This window comes from Dietzia sp. Alg238-R159 (genome assembly GCF_900537145.1).
GTDB lineage: Bacteria > Actinomycetota > Actinomycetes > Mycobacteriales > Mycobacteriaceae > Dietzia > Dietzia kunjamensis.
In genome coordinates this window covers 399,373-415,490 of record NZ_UNRI01000002.1, presented here as the reverse complement: position 1 = coordinate 415,490, position 16,118 = coordinate 399,373, and the positions used below count along the sequence as shown (strand labels likewise).

The 16,118-nt window shown below is 72.5% G+C and carries 14 protein-coding genes; 11 read left to right on the top strand and 3 right to left on the bottom strand.

The features are described from left to right. The first annotated feature begins 11 nt into the window (after positions 1–11). The 11 genes from G6R20_RS06695 to smc all read left to right on the top strand — a co-directional run bounded on the left by G6R20_RS06695 (position 12) and on the right by smc (position 12,651). Positions 12–1,730, top strand: a complete 1,719-nt coding sequence (locus tag G6R20_RS06695; RefSeq protein WP_163375910.1) for a DAK2 domain-containing protein — start codon at positions 12–14, stop codon at positions 1,728–1,730. After that, positions 1,727–4,012, top strand: coding sequence for an ATP-dependent DNA helicase RecG (gene recG, locus G6R20_RS06690; RefSeq protein ID WP_163375909.1), 2,286 nt, complete (start codon positions 1,727–1,729; stop codon positions 4,010–4,012). The genes G6R20_RS06695 and recG overlap by 4 nt, the downstream gene beginning before the upstream one ends. A 20-nt stretch (positions 4,013–4,032) precedes the next feature. After that, complete coding sequence (gene rsmD / locus G6R20_RS06685; protein WP_163375908.1) at positions 4,033–4,635, top strand: 16S rRNA (guanine(966)-N(2))-methyltransferase RsmD; 603 nt, start codon at positions 4,033–4,035, stop codon at positions 4,633–4,635. Next, the gene (coaD, locus tag G6R20_RS06680; protein ID WP_154827719.1) at positions 4,632–5,105 is read left to right on the top strand and encodes a pantetheine-phosphate adenylyltransferase; all 474 of its coding nucleotides are present in this window, start codon (positions 4,632–4,634) and stop codon (positions 5,103–5,105) included. Before rsmD ends, coaD begins: the two co-directional genes overlap by 4 nt. A 138-nt stretch (positions 5,106–5,243) precedes the next feature. Then, positions 5,244–6,026 (top strand): DivIVA domain-containing protein, encoded by a 783-nt coding sequence (locus tag G6R20_RS06675; protein WP_205475753.1) that lies wholly within the window; start codon positions 5,244–5,246, stop codon positions 6,024–6,026. A 23-nt stretch (positions 6,027–6,049) separates the two neighbouring features. Beyond that, entirely contained in the window at positions 6,050–6,649 is a 600-nt protein-coding gene (locus G6R20_RS06670; protein ID WP_163375906.1) for a DUF177 domain-containing protein, read from the top strand. Continuing rightward, the gene (gene rnc, locus G6R20_RS06665) at positions 6,646–7,344 is read left to right on the top strand and encodes a ribonuclease III (RefSeq protein WP_163375905.1); all 699 of its coding nucleotides are present in this window, start codon (positions 6,646–6,648) and stop codon (positions 7,342–7,344) included. Before G6R20_RS06670 ends, rnc begins: the two co-directional genes overlap by 4 nt. 1 nt (position 7,345) lies before the next feature. After that, positions 7,346–8,263, top strand: coding sequence for a bifunctional DNA-formamidopyrimidine glycosylase/DNA-(apurinic or apyrimidinic site) lyase (mutM, locus tag G6R20_RS06660; RefSeq protein ID WP_163375904.1), 918 nt, complete (start codon positions 7,346–7,348; stop codon positions 8,261–8,263). Between the two features lie 32 nt (positions 8,264–8,295). Next, the gene (locus G6R20_RS06655) at positions 8,296–8,784 is read left to right on the top strand and encodes an OsmC family protein (protein ID WP_163375903.1); all 489 of its coding nucleotides are present in this window, start codon (positions 8,296–8,298) and stop codon (positions 8,782–8,784) included. Beyond that, positions 8,781–9,071, top strand: coding sequence for an acylphosphatase (locus G6R20_RS06650; protein ID WP_163375902.1), 291 nt, complete (start codon positions 8,781–8,783; stop codon positions 9,069–9,071). The genes G6R20_RS06655 and G6R20_RS06650 overlap by 4 nt, the downstream gene beginning before the upstream one ends. A 16-nt stretch (positions 9,072–9,087) precedes the next feature. Beyond that, positions 9,088–12,651: a chromosome segregation protein SMC gene (smc, locus tag G6R20_RS06645; RefSeq protein WP_163375901.1), complete on the top strand. Its 3,564-nt coding sequence runs from the start codon at positions 9,088–9,090 to the stop codon at positions 12,649–12,651. A gap of 3 nt (positions 12,652–12,654) precedes the next feature. Here the strand turns inward: smc and G6R20_RS06640 are convergent, their stop codons facing one another. From G6R20_RS06640 to G6R20_RS06630, 3 genes are read right to left on the bottom strand one after another with little or no spacing between them, the layout of a single operon-like run. Then, positions 12,655–13,398 (bottom strand): succinate dehydrogenase/fumarate reductase iron-sulfur subunit, encoded by a 744-nt coding sequence (locus G6R20_RS06640; protein WP_163375900.1) that lies wholly within the window; start codon positions 13,396–13,398, stop codon positions 12,655–12,657. After that, entirely contained in the window at positions 13,395–15,371 is a 1,977-nt protein-coding gene (locus G6R20_RS06635; RefSeq protein ID WP_163375899.1) for a fumarate reductase/succinate dehydrogenase flavoprotein subunit, read from the bottom strand. The genes G6R20_RS06640 and G6R20_RS06635 overlap by 4 nt, the downstream gene beginning before the upstream one ends. Further along, a complete protein-coding gene (locus G6R20_RS06630; protein WP_163376093.1) occupies positions 15,368–16,003 on the bottom strand; it encodes a succinate dehydrogenase cytochrome b subunit in 636 nt (211 codons plus the stop codon). Before G6R20_RS06630 ends, G6R20_RS06635 begins: the two co-directional genes overlap by 4 nt. Positions 16,004–16,118 lie beyond the last annotated feature (115 nt).

The following is a 16,118-nucleotide window of genomic DNA, read 5'->3' as shown; positions in this document are numbered from 1 at the left end:
GAGGAGGGGTGATGACGCAGGAGTCGACACGTGTCGAGGAACGTCCGTCGACCCTCGACGCGCACGGGCTGCTCACGTGGGCCCGGCGGTGCGTCGAGCAGCTCGCCGCCCGCCGCGAGGAGATCAACGCCCTCAACGTCTTCCCGGTCCCCGACGCCGACACCGGAACGAACCTGCTCTACACCATGCGGGCGGCCGTGGACCGGGCCGAGGGCGAGGACGCGTGGATCTCCGAGGGCGGGGGCACCGCCGGCGCCCGCGAGATCGCCGTCGCGCTGGGCCACGGGGCCGTGCACGGTGCGCGGGGGAACTCCGGCGTGATCCTGTCGCAGGTGTTGCGGGCGGTCGGCGAGGCGGCGACCTTCACCGTGGTCGACGCCTCCACCTACCGGCGCGCACTGCGGACCGCGGTGACCCTCGTGGACCACGCGTTGAGCGAGCCGGTCGAGGGGACCATCGTCACGGTCCTGCGGGAGGCCGCGACCGCGGCCGGACGGTCCTCCGCCTCCTCGCTGGTCGAGGTGGCCCGCGTGGCCGCCGACGCCGGCGCCGAGGCGCTCGACAGGACCACGTCACAACTGCCCGCGCTGAGCAGGGCCGGCGTCGTCGACGCCGGCGGGCGTGGGCTGCTCGTCCTGCTGGACGCCATGGTCGAGATCCTGGCGGGTCAGACCCCCGAACGGCCGGACTACTTCATCCCGAAGGACGGCGCAGAGGCGTCGTCAACGCCCGGGCACGATACGGACGAACCGCACGAGGACGCCGGGACCCGCTACGAGGTGATGTACTCGCTCACCCACTCCGACGACGCGCGCGCCGACGAGTTGCGGACCGCACTCCGGATGGTGGGCGACAGCGTGGGTGTCGTCGGCGACGGTGGCTCCGGAGCCAACGCCAGGTGGGCGGTGCACGTCCACACCGACGACATCGGCGCCGCGATCGAGGCGGCCCTGTCGCTCGGGCGGGTCACCGAGATCCGGGTGACCGACATGCTCGACCCCGTGGGCGATCGACCCGGGCAGCACCGGGCCCACGGCGCCGGGGACCCGCACGGTTCGGACCCGCGAACCGGCGACCCCGGGCTGCGCAAGGTCGTCGCCATCGTGCCGGAGGGGCCGCTGGCCGACCTGTTCTCCGAGGCCGGGGCGGAGACCGTCGACCCGGGGGACGACGGGGAGGGCGTGATCGACGCAGTGCTCGCCGTCGACGCCGACGAGCTCCTCGTCCTCCCCAACGGCGAACTGTCCCGCGACCAGATCGGCGCCATCGACGCCGCGCTGCGCGACGGCGAGGGGCACGCACTGATCCTGCCGACCGGATCCGTGGTCCAGGGCCTGGCTGCCCTGGCGGTGCACGACCCCACGACCACGCTGTCGCTGGACGGGTTCTCCATGGCCGACGCCGCGGCCGGGACCCGGCACGCCCACCTGATCCGGGCGGAACAGGACGCGCTGACCCTGGTGGGTCGGTGCGCGGCCGGCGACCTGCTCGGCGTGGTGGGACACGACGTCGCCCTGATCGAGTCCGACGCGGTCGACGCGGTGTGTGCGCTCGTCGACCGGGTGCTGTCCTCCGGAGGCGAACTCGTCACCGTGCTGTTCGGTGACGCCTACGACGAGGCGGCGACCGAGTCGGCGCTGTCCCGCGTGCGGTCCCGCCACCCCGACATCGAGGTGGTCGGGTACGCCGCCGGCCCCGGGCGGGCCGTGGCCCACGTCGGGGTCGAATGACCTCTCTCGCCACCACCGACACCCCGCTCGCCGAGGTCCTCGACCCCGGGCTGGCGGACCGGATCACCGCGGCGTTCGGGCACCGCAGCGTCGGCGACCTGTTACACACCCTGCCGCGCCGCTACCGCCAGCACGGACAGCGCTACGACAAGCGGGAGCTCGTCGACGGCGAGCGTGTCACGGTGATCGGCAAGGTCACCACCGCGCAGGCCCGCAACTACCAGACGAAGCAGCGGCAGACGCGTGAGATGCTCACGCTGACGGTGGAGGACGGCGACACCACGTTCCGGGTCGTGTTCTTCGCCGGTCGCAAGATCAAGTTCATGCTGCCGGTGGGGACGCTGGCGATGTTCGACGGGACCGTCTCCCGCTTCCGCCGGTCACTTGACCTCAAGCATCCCGAGTTCCTCGTCCTGCGTCCGGTGACCGGCCCGGGCGGCCAGCTCAAGGGGTCCGGCGACCTCGCCGCGCTGGCCCGCCTGGCCGCGGAGATCGACGCCGAGGGCGGACCGAGCCTGTTCGACCGGCCACTGTTGCCCGTGTACGCCGCCAAGGAGGGGGTCACCTCCTGGGACCTGCTCGGCGCGGTGGTCACCGCCCTTCGGGCGTTGGTGCCGGTGGTCGACCCGCTCGATGACACGGTCCGGTCGGTGGCGGGCCTCATGGACCTCGACGAGGCACTTCGTAAGGCCCACCTACCCGAGAACTCCCGCGACAAGGATCGGGCCGGGTACCGGCTGCGCTTCGACGAGGCACTCGCGCTGCAGTTGCTGCTCGGCGCCAGGCGCCGGTTCGTCGCGCGGGACCCGGCGCCGGCCAGCCCGGTGCGCGGGGACGGGCTCCGCGCGGCCATGGAGGCCCGGATGCCGTTCGAGCTCACCGGCGGACAGGCGTCGGTACTGGAGGAGATCTCGGCGGACCTCACCCGTGATGAGCCCATGAACCGGCTCCTGCAGGGCGAGGTCGGCTCGGGCAAGACCGTGGTGGCGTTGTTGGCGATGCTCCAGGTGGTCGACGCCGGGCGGCAGTGCGTGATGCTGGCCCCCACCGAGGTCCTGGCGGTCCAGCACCACCGTTCACTGACGGCGATGCTCGGCGATCTCGGTGAGCGCGGCAGGTTGGGAGCGGGCGAGCAGGCCACCCGCGTGGTGCTGCTCACCGGGTCGATGTCCACGGCCCAGCGGCGCGCGGCCCTGCTCGACATCGTCACCGGGGAGGCCGGAATCATCGTGGGGACCCACGCGTTGATCCAGGACTCGGTGGACTTCTTCGACCTGGGACTGGTGGTGGTCGACGAACAGCACCGCTTCGGCGTCAGACAGCGTGATCGCCTTCGGGCCAAGGGACGGGCGGGCTTGGTGCCGCACCTGTTGGTGATGACCGCGACCCCGATCCCGCGGACCATCGCGATGACCGTGTTCGGGGACCTGGAGGTCTCCGAACTCCAGGAGCTCCCCGGTGGGCGTCGCCCCATTTCCACCTCCGTCGTCCCGGCGAGGGAGAAGCCGCGCTGGCTCGAGCGGACCTGGGAGCGGGTCCGCGAGGAGGTGGAGGCCGGCCATCGTGCGTACGTCGTGTGCGCCAGGATCGACGCCGACGACCCCGAGAAGGGCGGCGACAACAAGGGCGACGACAACAAGGGCGGCGACGACAACGCCGGCGACCGACCGCCGTTGGCCGCGGCCGTGCACCTGCACCAGCACCTCTCCACCGGGCCCCTGTCCGGACTGAGGATCGGACTCATGCACGGCCGACTCCCGCCGGAGGAGAAGGACGCCACCATGGCGGCGTTCGCGACCGGCGCACTCGACGTCCTCGTCTCCACGACCGTGATCGAGGTCGGCGTGGACGTTCCCCAGGCCACCGTCATGGTGGTCATGGATGCCGAGCGCTTCGGCGTGAGCCAGCTGCACCAGCTGCGTGGCCGCGTAGGCCGGGGTGGGCTGCCCGGCCTGTGCCTGCTGGTGACCAACTCCCGCACCGGGGGCCGCTCGATGGAGCGGCTCGACGCGGTGGCGGCCACGACGGACGGTTTCGTGCTCGCGCAGCTGGACCTGGTGCAGCGTCGCGAGGGCGACGTCCTCGGGGACGCACAGTCCGGTGCCCTTTCGGCGTTGCGGCTGCTGTCGGTGGTGGACGACGGTGAGGTGATCGAGATCGCCCGGCGCCACGCCGAACAGATCCTGGAGACCGACCCGGGGCTGCACGCTCATCCGGCGCTCGCGGAGCGGGTCCGCCGCCTGGCCGGCTCCGAGGAATCCGACTACCTGTTCAGATACTGACCCACGACCACAGGGAAGACATGACCCGCATCATCTCCGGCCGCCTGCGCGGGCTGTCGATCACCGTGCCGCCAGCCGGCACCAGGCCCACCACGGACCGCGTCCGCGAGGCGCTCTTCAGTGCCATCGGAAGCCGGGTCGACCTGGACGGAGCGGCCGTTCTCGACCTGTTCGCGGGCTCCGGCGCACTCGGGCTCGAGGCGGTCTCGAGGGGAGCCGACGTGGCGTGGTTCGTCGAGGAGAACCAGCGCGCGGTGGCGTGTCTGAAGAAGAACACGGCGGGCGCGTCGTCGTTGTCGTCGTCCTCGTCGTCGTACCCGCTCCGCCTCACCGTGAAGCGCGCGGCGTTGCCCGCCGCGGTCCGTGGCCGGTGCCCCGTCGAGGGCGGATTCCACCTCGTCCTGGCCGACCCCCCGTACGAGCGGTCCGCGGAGCTGGACGAACCGGTGCTGGACGCCCTGCTCGCCGGGGGGTGGCTCGCGGAGGACGCGCTCGTCGTGTGGGAGCGGTCGAAGCGGGACCCGGCCGTGCGGTGGCCGGGCGGGTACGAGGTCGTGTTCGAGCGCACCTACGGCGAGACCGCCGTGGAGATGGCCCGGCCTGTTGATACGGTCGGGCCATGACGACCGTCGTGTGCCCAGGTTCCTTCGATCCGGTGACCCTCGGGCACCTCGACATCATCCGGCGGGCCGCCGCTCTGTTCGACGACGTGATCGTCTGCGTGGTCGCCAACCCCAACAAGCAGGGCACCTTCTCGATCGACGAACGCAAGGCGATGATCGACGAGGTCTGCGCCGACATCCCCGGGGTGCGGGTGGACAGTTTCTACGGCCTGCTCGTGGACTACTGCCGCGATCAGGGTGCCACCGCCGTGATCAAGGGGCTGCGCGACTCCACCGACTACGACTACGAGTTGCCGATGGCCCACATGAACCGCTCGATCGCGGGGATCGACACCGTCTTCCTGCCCACCCGGGCCGACCTGGCGTTCGTCTCCTCGTCGCTGTGCCGCGAGGTCACCCGACTCGGCGGCGACGTCTCCCACCTGCTCCCGGAGCAGGTCGCCCGGGCCCTGAGGGAGCGCCTGGGCTGACGGGGAGGGGCGGGGCGCGGGGCGTCGGCCCGCCGGACCTGCCGGACACACCGCCCACGCACCGGCCCGGCGCCGTGGGTTGCGGGCACACTGGTGGGACAAGAGTGACGATCCGGTGAAGGGACGAGCGTGTACCGAGTGTTCCAGGCCCTCGATGAGCTGAACGCGATGATCGAGGACGCCCGCAGTCTGCCCATGACCGCGAACTGCGTGGTGCCCCGGCACGAATCCCTGCTGTTGCTCGACGACATCCGTGACTCGTTCCCCGGCGAACTCGACGACGCCCAGGACGTGCTGGACCAGCGCGACAGGGTGCTCGCGGAAGCCGATGCCACCGCCCGGGAGACGGTCGCCGCCGCCGATGCCGAGGCGGACCGCACCCTGCGTGAGGCGCGCGAGGACGCGGACGCCATGCTCGCCGACGCCAAGGCCCGCGCCGACCGGATGGTCGCCGAGGCGACCACCCACGCCGACGGGCTGGTGGGCGACGCCCGCGCCGAGTCGGCGGAGCTCCTCGACCGCTCGCGTCGGGACGCCGAGTCCACCACGAGCCGCGCCCGCGCCGAGGCCGACCGGCTCGTCGAACAGGCCAACGTCCTCTACGACCGCACGATCACCGAGGCCCGGCAGGAGCAGCAGCGGATGTTGTCCGAGTCCGAGGTCGTCCGCATCGCCGACGAGGAGGCCGCGCGGGTGCGGGACGCCGCGCACGCCGAGAGCGAGCGTCGGCGCGAGGAATGCGACGCCTACATCGACGAGAAGATGGCCCGGTTCGAGGAGTTCCTCGGCACCACGATGCGCACCGTCAGCCGGGGTCGCGAGGAACTGCACGGTGTCGCCCCGGTCGGGCGACGGGAGCCCACCGGTCGGCGGGGGGTCCGCGAGGACGAGCGCCCGGGCGACGGGTACGGGGACTACTGACGTCGGCGGGTAGTCTGCTGGGCGTGTCCACCACCTCCCGTACCCCCCGCCACGGCCGCCCTGCCGCCGATTCGCTCGTCCTCGACACCCGCGTCCTCGGACGCGCGCCCGGTTCGATGGAGCCGGTGCAGCGTGCCGCCGTACTGCCCTCGGCCATCGGCGTGGAGTTCATCCGGATCCCCGAGGGCTCCGAGGTGGACCTAGACCTCATGCTGACCTACGTCGACGAGGGTGTGCTGGTCACCGGTTCCGTCACCGGGCGGGCCGAGGTCGAGTGCGCACGCTGCCTGGGCGAGTTCTCCGCCCGGGTGGGCGTCGACCTGACCGACATGTTCGCCGCCGAGGGCACCGCCGCGGCCGAGGCCGCCGAACAGGATGAGGTCCGTCTCCTCGACGGCGACCTGCTCGACCTCGAGCCCGCGCTCGTCGACGCGTTCGGTCTGGAGTTCCCCATGTCGCCGACGTGCACCGACTACGGTCACGACGAGTGCATCAACCCCGACACCCCCGCTCCCGACGGCGTTTCCGGCGACGCCGAGGGCCGGATCGACCCGCGCTGGGCCGGGTTGGCGGAGAAGTTCGGGTCCACCGGAGCCGGCGATGCCGGTGAGGACCGCGCGTGACGGACCAGCCGTCGCCCCTGGACTCGGTCCTGGGGGTCGCACTCCCCGCCGACCTCGCCACCCAGGCGCTGACCCACAGGTCGTACGCCTATGAGCACGGCGGTCTGCCCCACAACGAGAGGTTGGAGTTCCTCGGCGACGCGGTGCTCGAGTTGGTCGTGACGGAGTACCTCTACACGGCGTACCCGGACCGTCCCGAGGGGGACCTCGCCAAGATCCGCGCGAGCCTGGTCAACACCTACGTCCTGGCCGACATCGCGCGCGAGATCGGCCCCGGCGGCCTGGGAGATCACCTGCGGCTCGGCCGCGGTGAGGAACTGACGGGTGGCCGCGACAAGCACTCGATCCTCGCCGACACCCTCGAGGCGGTGTTCGGGTCGGTTTATCTGACCCACGGGCTCGAGACGGCCCGGGGTCTGATCGAACGGATCATCGGCGACCGACTGCAGGTGGTCCCGCATCTGGGGGCGGCGCTCGATTGGAAGACCAGCCTGCAGGAGAAGTGCGCGTCGACGGGCAGGCCCAGGGTGCGGTACGAGATCACCTCGACCGGGCCGGACCACGACAAGACCTTCGCCGCGGTGGTGCTCGTGGGCGATGAGTCCCTGGGCGAGGGGACCGGACGCACCAAGAAAGAGGCCGAGCAGAAGGCCGCCGAGCAGGCGTGGTCCGCCCTGGACGGGACCACCCGCTGACGTGCCCGAGCTACCCGAGGTCGAGGTCGTCCGAAGGGGCCTGGCCGATCACGTCGTCGGGCGTGCGATCACGGCCGTGGAGGTCAGCGGCGCCCGCACCGCGCGTCGGCAGCCGGGCGGCGCCCCCGAGATCGTCGCGCGTCTGACCGGCCGCACCGTGAGCGGCGCCCGGCGTCGCGGCAAGTACCTGTGGCTCACCCTGGACTCCGACCACGCGGCGGGCGCGGACTGTCTGCTCGTGCACCTGGGGATGAGCGGTCAGATGTTGGTCACCGCCGGTGGTGCGCCGCCGGTACGCCACCTGCACGCTCGCGCCGAGCTCGACGACGGCACGGAGCTGCGGTTCGTCGATCAGCGGACGTTCGGCGGGTGGACCGTCGTGCCGCTGGCGGAGGCCCTCGACGGCACGGGGCAGCTCCTGCCCGCGCCGGCCGTCCACATCGCGGCGGACCCGTTCGAGCCCGGGTTCGACCCCCTCGCCGCCGCCCGGACGATCCGACGCCGGGACACCGAGATCAAGCGCCTCCTGCTGGATCAGACCGTGGTCTCGGGGATCGGCAACATCTACGCCGACGAGGCCTTGTGGCGCTCCGGTCTCCACGGCCGCCGGCGGTCCGGCGCCGTGACACTCCGCGCGGTGACCGGGGTCCTCGAGCACGCCCGCGAGGTGATGGCGGACGCGCTGGCGGCCGGCGGCACTTCGTTCGACGCGCTGTACGTCAACGTCAACGGCGCCTCGGGGTACTTCGATCGGTCCCTCGACGTCTACGGCCGGGCGGGGCTGCCGTGCGCGCGGTGTGGGACGGCCGTGGTGCGGGAGGACTTCATGAACCGCGGTTCGCACTTCTGCCCGGTCTGCCAGCCCGCGCCACGCCGGTCCCGCCCGCCACATCGGTCCCGCGCGCCGCGGCGGGGCTGAGGTGGCCCGCGGACCGGTCGTACGATGACCGCATGACTGAGTCGACGCCGCCCACCCACTCGCAGACGTCCACACCGGCAGCCCCGCAGGCGGCGCACCCCGCTCCCGATCTCCGTGTCGAACGCACCGGGACCCGACGCTACGTGGGGACATCTTCCCGGGGAGCCCGGGTCGAGATCGGCTCCGCCGACGTCGAGGGGGTCTTCACCCCGGGCGAGTTGCTCAAGATCGCGCTCGGAGCCTGCACGGCCATGGCCTCGGATTTCACGATCTCCCGCCGGCTGGGAGACGACTACGCCGCGACCGTCCGCGTCTCCGGTGACGCCGACCGCGAGAACGAGCGGTACCCGCTGCTGGAGGAGACCTACGAGCTCGACCTGTCGGGGCTCGACCCGGCCATGGCCGAGCGGCTGGTGGCGATGATCCGGCGCTCGGTGGACTCCGCGTGCACGGTCGGCCGGACGCTCACCGCGGGCACCGAGATCGAGCTGGGCTTCGAGACCGGGGGCGGCGAGGCATGAGCGCCCCGGGATCCGACCGGGTCCGGCTGGTCGCCTGGGTCCACGGCCGCGTCCAGGGCGTGGGCTTCCGTTGGTGGACCCGCAGCCGGGCACTCGAACTGGGGCTGAGCGGGTACGCGGCCAACAAGCCGGACGGGCGTGTCCACGTGGTGGCGGAGGGACCGGAGCCCGCGTGCCGTGACCTGTTGGAACTCCTCCGCGGCGGCGGGACCCCCGGCCACGTGGACCTCGTCGTCGACACCTGGGAGCCGGCCCGGGGCGGACTCCCGGGATTCGTCGAACGCTGACCTAGGATCGACAACCGTGTATCTCAAGTCGCTGACGCTCAAGGGCTTCAAGTCCTTCGCGGCGCCGACGACCCTGAGATTCGAACCCGGGATCTGCTGCGTGGTGGGGCCCAACGGGTCGGGCAAGTCAAACGTCGTCGACGCCCTGACCTGGGTCATGGGCGAGCACAGCGCCAAATCGCTGCGCGGCGGCAAGATGCAGGACGTCATCTTCGCGGGGACCGCGGGAAAGCAGCCGCTCGGCCGCGCCGAGGTCACCCTCACCCTGGACAACTCCGACGGCGTGCTGCCGATCGACTACGCCGAGGTGTCGATCACCCGCCGGATGTTCCGCGACGGCGCCGCGGAGTACGAGATCAACGGCGACCGCGCCCGACTCATGGACGTGCAGGAACTGCTCTCGGACTCGGGCATCGGCCGCGAGATGCACGTGATCGTCGGCCAGGGCAAGCTCGCCGAGATCCTCGAGTCCAAGCCGGAGGAGCGCCGGGCGTTCATCGAGGAGGCCGCCGGCATCCTCAAGCACCGGCGCCGCAAGGAGAAGGCCCAGCGCAAGCTCGCGGGGATGCAGGGCAACCTGGACCGGTTGAACGATCTCACCACCGAACTGCGGCGCCAGCTCAAGCCGCTGGGGCGGCAGGCCGAGGTCGCGCGCCGGGCGCAGACCATCCAGGCGGACCTGCGCGACGCCACGTTCCGCCTCGCCGCCGACGACCTCGTCACCCGTCGACGCGAGCTCGCGGATGCCGAGAGTGTCCGCTCCCGGTTGGCGGACCAGGTCGCGCAGGCGGTCGACCGCAGGGACGAGCTGGTGAGATCCATCGCAGACACCCAGGCCGAGCTCGATCGCCTGACCCCGGACGCCGACGCCGCGCAGCAGCGGTGGTTCGCCCTGTCGACGTTGGCGGAGCGGGCCCGCGCCACCGCCCGGATCGCCGCCGACCGCGCGCGGTCGCTCGCCGCCGAGGTCGCGGTGCACCACGGCACCGACCCGGACGAGCTCGATCGCCAGGCCGAGCGGGCCGCCGCGCACGAGGAGGAACTCGCCGCCCAGGTCGACGCCGCCGCCGAGAAGGCCCGTCTCGCGACGGAGGCGCTCGGACAGGCCGAGTCGGCGCTCGCCGCGCTCGAGGCGGAGCATCTCAAGGCCGTCCGGGCGATCGCGGACCGCCGGGAGGGCGTGGCCAGGCTCGCGGGCAAGGTCGAGACCCTCGCCGCGAGAGTGGAGTCCACCCAGGCGGAGATCGCGCGGGTGGACGCCGAGGCGGAGGTCGCGCGCACCGCCGTGGTCGACGCCGAGGCCGAGTTCGACGCCGTCCACGCCAGGGTGGGGGCGCACGAGCAGAGCGAGCGGACCCTCGACGAACACCTGGGGCGGGCCGAGCGCGCCCACCTGGCGGCACGGGCCCGGCTGGCGGAGTTGCAGGGGATCGAGCGGGAGGCCGACCAGCGGATCGCGCGGCTGGCCGCACGGATCGAGACGCTCGAGCAGAACAAGGGCGCCCGGGACGGCGCCGAGTGGGTCCTGCGGCATCTCGGGGCCGACGCCGTCGCCGGGACGGTGGGGGAGATGCTCGGCGTCCGCGACGGGTGGGAACGCGCCGTGGGGGTCGCACTCGGACCGGCCGTCGACGCGGTGGTCGTGGACACCTCCGTGGACCGGCGCCAGGTACTTGCGGCGTTGCGCGAGGCCGACGCGGGCCGGGCCGGTCTCGTGGGAGCCGGGGCGCCGGGTGGCGACTACCGCCTGGAGGTCGACCTGGTCGGCGGGGCACGCTGGGCGCTGGACGTGGTGGACGTCCCGGAGGACCTCGTGGCGGCGGTGACCGCACTGTTGGTCGATGTGGTCGTGGTCGACGACCTCGACGCCGCCCACGCCCAGGTCGAGGCGGACCGCCGCGTGCGCGCGGTGACCCGCGACGGGGAGCTGGCCGGCGCTGGGTGGACCGTGGGCGGGTCCGCGTCGAGGCGGACGGGGTTGGAGATCCAGTCGGCGATCGACGCCGCGGTTGTCGAGCGCGACGCCGTTCGGGCCGAGATCGAGACCACCCGCGCCGAGTTGGCCGGCGCGGCGGCCGAGGACACCGAGCGGGCGGACCGGTTCTCCGAGACGCTCGCCGCCATCAGCGAGTCCGACGCCGCGATCGAGGAGATCTACGCGGAGCTCGCCCGCATCGGCCAGCGACGCAGTCGCGCCGAGGCCGAGGTGCGGCGCCTGGAGCAGACCCGCCGGATCTCGGTGGACAAGCTCGACGCCGCGCGCGCCGAACACGCCGAGCTGACCGACCGACTCGCCAGGGCCGGGGACGACGACGAGGTCCGGCCACCCGAGGACGACGGGCGTGGTGCCGCGCAGGCCGCGGTGGCAGCGGCCCGGGCCGCGGAACTCGAGGCCAGGCTCGCCCACCGGTCGGCCGAGGAGCGGGCCGCCGGCGTCCGCGGCAGGTCGGCGTCCCTGCGGCGGGCAGCGCAGGCGGAGCGCGAGTCCCGGGCCCGGGCGGCCAGGGCGGCGGCGCAGCGGCGCCGCGGCGCGGAGGTCGCCGGCGTGGTCGATGAACTCAGCGGGCGGCTGCTCGCCCGGCTCGATGAACTCATCGCCGCCGCCGGGGCGGAGCGGGACCGGCTCTCGGCCGCGCGCGCCGAGGCCACCGCCGGTGTCGCCACGCTGCGCGGTGATCTCGCGGCCGCCGAGTCCGAGGTGTCGAGGCTCGGCGACGCCGCCCACCGCGACGAGATCGTCCGGGCGCAGCTCCAGGTCAAGGTCTCGGAGCTCGAGGCGGCGGTGCTCGAGCGTCACGGTATCGAACCGCAGGCCCTCGTCGAGGAGTACGGCCCCGACGTGGACCTGCCGCCGTCGGCGCTGGAGATGCAGGAGTACGAGGCCGCCCGCGAGCGCGGCGAGGACGTGACCCCGCCGCCGCCGATGCCGTTCGTGCGCGCCGAACAGGAACGTCGACTCAGGTCGGCGCAGAAGGACCTGGCCACCCTGGGCAAGGTCAACCCGCTGGCCTTGGAGGAATTCGCTGCCCTGGAGGAGCGCTACGCGTTCCTGTCCACCCAGCTCGACGACGTCAAGAAGGCGCGGTCCGACCTGGAGGGGGTGATCGACGACGTCGACGAGCGCATCGAACAGATCTTCACCGAGGCGTGGATCGACGTCGAACGCGAGTTCCGTGGTGTCTTCGCAACGCTCTTCCCCGGCGGCGAGGGGCGACTGATCCTCACCGAGCCGGAGGACATGCTCACCACCGGCATCGAGGTGGAGGCGCGACCACCGGGAAAGAAGGTGAAGCGGTTGTCGCTGCTGTCCGGCGGCGAGAAGTCGCTCACCGCGGTCGCCATGCTGGTGGCGATCTTCAAGGCCCGCCCCAGCCCGTTCTACGTCATGGACGAGGTCGAGGCCGCGCTCGACGACACCAACCTGCGGCGCCTCATCGGGCTGTTCGAGCAGCTGCGGGAGACCAGCCAGCTCATCGTCATCACCCACCAGAAACTCACCATGGACGTCGCCGACGTGCTCTACGGCGTGTCGATGCAGGGCGACGGCATCTCCAAGGTCATCTCCCAACGCATGCGCTGAGGATCACGAGCGCCGGAAGACCGCACGGAGCCGTTCTCGGTTGACCGCGCCGATCGCCCGAAGCGGGATCCCCGCCGGGCACACCCGCGAGCACTCCCCGTAGAGCGAGCAGGGCCCGAACTCCTCGTCGGCCGCGCCGACCATCTCGCGGGCACGGGCCGCGCGGTCGGCGCTCGCGACAGGCATGAGGGCGAGGTGCCCGAGTTTGGCCCCCACGAACAGATTGGCCGAGCCGTTGGGGCAGGCCGCCACACACGCCCCGCACCCGATGCAGGCCGCGAAGTCCAGTGCGGTCTCCGCCGTGTCGTGGCCCTGCAGTGTCGAGTCCGCGTCCGGGGCGGCGCCGGCCGGGATCCCCACGTAAGCCCCGGCCTCGATGACCCCGTCCAGGGCTGAGCGGTCCACCACCAGATCGCGGATGACCGGGAACACGGCGGCGCGAAGTGGTTCGATGCGCAGGGTATCCCCGTCTGAGTAGGAGCTCAGCCGCTGGTGGCATGACGGGGTGTTCTCCGCGGGACCGTGGGGGCGCCCGTCGACGGTGATCCCGCAGGCCCCGCAGATCCCCTCGCGGCAGTCGGAGTCGAACGCCACCGGTTCGACGCCCGCGTCCACCAGGTCGGCATTGAGTACGTCGAGCAGCTCCAGCACACTCATCTCCGGCCGGGCGTCGCCGACCTCGAACTCCTCGTACCGGCCGGTCTCGTCGGGTCCGGCCTGTCGCCAGACGCGCAGGGTGAGCCTCATCGGTAATCCCTCGCGGTGGGGGCGACCGCCGAGAACTCCAGCGGTTCGGCGTGGCGGGTGAACGACCGTCGCCCGCCAAGGTCATCGCCCTCGGAGGCCCAGGCGGAGGCGAAAGCCCACTTCACGTCATCACGCAGGGCCTCGCCGTCAGGCGTCTGGTGCTCGTCGCGGAAGTGGGCGCCGCACGACTCGTCCCGGTCCAGCGCATCCACGCACATCAGTTCCGCGAGTTCGAGGAAGTCGGCGACCCGCCCGGCCAGTTCGAGCACCTGGTTGAGGTGACCGCCCGTGCCCGTGACCCGCAGGTCGTTCCAGAACCGGGCCCGCAGGTCACGGATGCGCCCGAGCGCCCGGGTCAGGCCGTCGGCCGTCCGGGTGACGCCGCAGCCCGAGTAGAGGATCTCGCCGAGTTCACGGTGGAAGTGTTCGGGCCCGGTCGAGCCGCCCACGGCGAGCAGGTTCCGCACACGCGTCCGGGCGCGGGCCACGGCGGTGACGACCACCTCGTCGTCGTCACCGGGTAGGTCGTCCCCGAGGCGGGTGGCCAGGTGCGCCGGCACCGAGTACGGAAGGGTGAACCACCCGTCGACGCTCGCGCTGAGCAGGGAGTTCGCCCCTAGCCGGTTGGCACTGTGATAACCCCAGCCGCACTCGCCGCCCACGAAGAGGCCCGGGATCGAGGTCTGCAGGTCGAAGTCGCTCCACAGCCCGCCCATCGTGAAGTGGCACGTCGGGGCGATGCGCATGGGCACGGCGTACGGGTCCTCACCGGTGGCGTGCGCGTACATCTCGAAGAGGTTGCCGTAGCGCTCGGAGATCGTCCCGCGACCCTCGCGGGCCAGGGCGTCACGGAAGTCGAGGTACACGGAGTTGCGACGCGGCCCCACCCCTCGCCCCGCGCGGACCTGGGCGGTGATCGCCCGCGAGGCCACGTCGCGGGGAACGAGGTTGCCGAAGGCGGGATAACGGCGCTCGAGGAAGAAGTCGCGGTCGGCGTCGGGGATCTCGCCGGGGGCGCGGTCGTCGCCCTCTCGCCGCGGGACCCAGACGCGGCCGTCGTTGCGCAGCGACTCACTCATGAGGATCGTCTTGGCCTGCCAGTCGTTGTCCTTGGGTAGCGCGGTGGGGTGGAACTGCACGAACGACGGTGAGGCGAACAGGGCCCCCCGCTGGTGCGCGCGCCACACCGCCGAGGCGTTGGAGTGGATCGCGAGCGTGGAGTCGTGGAAGACGGTCCCGTAGCCGCCGGTCTCGAGGACGACCGCGTGCGCGGTCTCGGCCCGGGTGTGGCCGGACACCAGGTCGCGCACCACCACGCCGTGGCACCCCGAGTCGTCGACGACGAGGTCGAGCATCTCGTGGCGGGTGTGCAGCGTCACGGCGCCGGCACGGATCTGCCGCTGCAGGGCCGAGACTCCCGCGAGCTGGAGTTGTTGGCCGGTCTGCCCCCGGGAGTAGTAGGTGCGCGAGACCTGTACGCCGCCGAAGGACCGGGTGGACAGGACGCCGCCGTACTCGCGTGCGAACGGGGTCCCGATAGCGGAGAAGTGGTCGATCACCCGCGCGGATTCCTCGCCCAGCCGGAACGCCTCGGCCTCCCGCCCGCGGAAGTCCCCGCCCGAGACGGTGTCGGCGACGAACCGTGCCACGGAGTCGCCGTCCACGCGGCGGCCGCGGGCCGCGTTGATCCCGCCCTGGGCCGCGACGGAGTGCGCGCGCCGGGCGGCGTCGTGGTAAGTGAAGGCGGTGACCCGGTAACCGAGTTCGCCGAGGGCGGCCGCGGCGCCGGCGCCGGCCAGGCCCGTGCCGACCACCACCACGTGGAGACGGCGACGGTTGGCCGGGGCGACCAGACGATAGGCGTCGCGGCGCCTGCCCCACGCAGTGGCGGGGTCGCCCCCGGGCGTGCCCGAGCTCAGCACACCTCCCTGCCGTGCGTCTGGGACGAGGACGGGGGGCGGGATGAAGCTCATGACACCCATCCGGCCTGGACCGCGATCGGGATAGCGGCGTTGCCCAGCAGCACGGCCACCGCGGCGATCCCACCCACGGTCGTGATCACCGCCCGGCTCCGGACGCCGGTCACCCCGAGGTCGCCGGCCGTCGTGCGGACCCCGTGGGCGACGTGCAGTGCCAGCAGCACCATGGTGATGCCGTAGAACGCCGCGACCCAGGGCCGCGAGAAACTGGCGACCAGATTGGCGTACGCCGTACCGGGCTCGAACGCGTCCGACGCGGCGGGGGCGGTGCCCGTGGTCATGTCGAGGACGTGGAAGACCACGAACAGCAGCAGCACCACTCCGGAGAGCAGCATCGAGCGGGCGCCGAACGAGCCGGCCGTCAGCCCCGTCCGCCGGCGGTGCGGGCCCGCGGACGCGTGGGAGCGCCGCACCAACACCGCCGCGCACCAGACGTGCGCCACCAGACTCAGCACCAGCACGACGCGTAACGCCCACAGGACGCCTTCGTGGGGGACGAGGGGGTACAGCAGCGTCCGCAGCCACCCGGCGTAGGCGTCGAAACCCGACGCCCCGCCGAACACCTTGAGGTTGCCGACCATGTGCGCCACCACGAAGGCGGTGAAGAGTAGTCCCGTCGCCGCCATGATGGTCTTGGCGAGCCAGGTGGGCAGGGCCGGGGCCCGGCGGAGGGGGCTGCGGCGTACGGACGTACCCCCTGGCTGGGCGGCGAGCTCGACCACGTGGGCTCCTCCCCTGACG

What these genes read in the sequence shown, in the direction of transcription:
- coaD (WP_154827719.1), top strand. Translation starts at nt 4,632, where the DNA reads ATGACGACCGTCGTGTGCCCAGGTTCCTTCGATCCGGTGACCCTCGGG.
- rsmD (WP_163375908.1), top strand. Translation starts at nt 4,033, where the DNA reads ATGACCCGCATCATCTCCGGCCGCCTGCGCGGGCTGTCGATCACCGTG.
- G6R20_RS06635 (WP_163375899.1), bottom strand. Translation starts at nt 15,371, where the DNA reads ATGAGCTTCATCCCGCCCCCCGTCCTCGTCCCAGACGCACGGCAGGGA.
- G6R20_RS06630 (WP_163376093.1), bottom strand. Translation starts at nt 16,003, where the DNA reads ATGGCGGCGACGGGACTACTCTTCACCGCCTTCGTGGTGGCGCACATG.
- G6R20_RS06695 (WP_163375910.1), top strand. Translation starts at nt 12, where the DNA reads ATGACGCAGGAGTCGACACGTGTCGAGGAACGTCCGTCGACCCTCGAC.
- G6R20_RS06640 (WP_163375900.1), bottom strand. Translation starts at nt 13,398, where the DNA reads ATGAGGCTCACCCTGCGCGTCTGGCGACAGGCCGGACCCGACGAGACC.
- G6R20_RS06655 (WP_163375903.1), top strand. Translation starts at nt 8,296, where the DNA reads ATGACTGAGTCGACGCCGCCCACCCACTCGCAGACGTCCACACCGGCA.
- G6R20_RS06650 (WP_163375902.1), top strand. Translation starts at nt 8,781, where the DNA reads ATGAGCGCCCCGGGATCCGACCGGGTCCGGCTGGTCGCCTGGGTCCAC.
- recG (WP_163375909.1), top strand. Translation starts at nt 1,727, where the DNA reads ATGACCTCTCTCGCCACCACCGACACCCCGCTCGCCGAGGTCCTCGAC.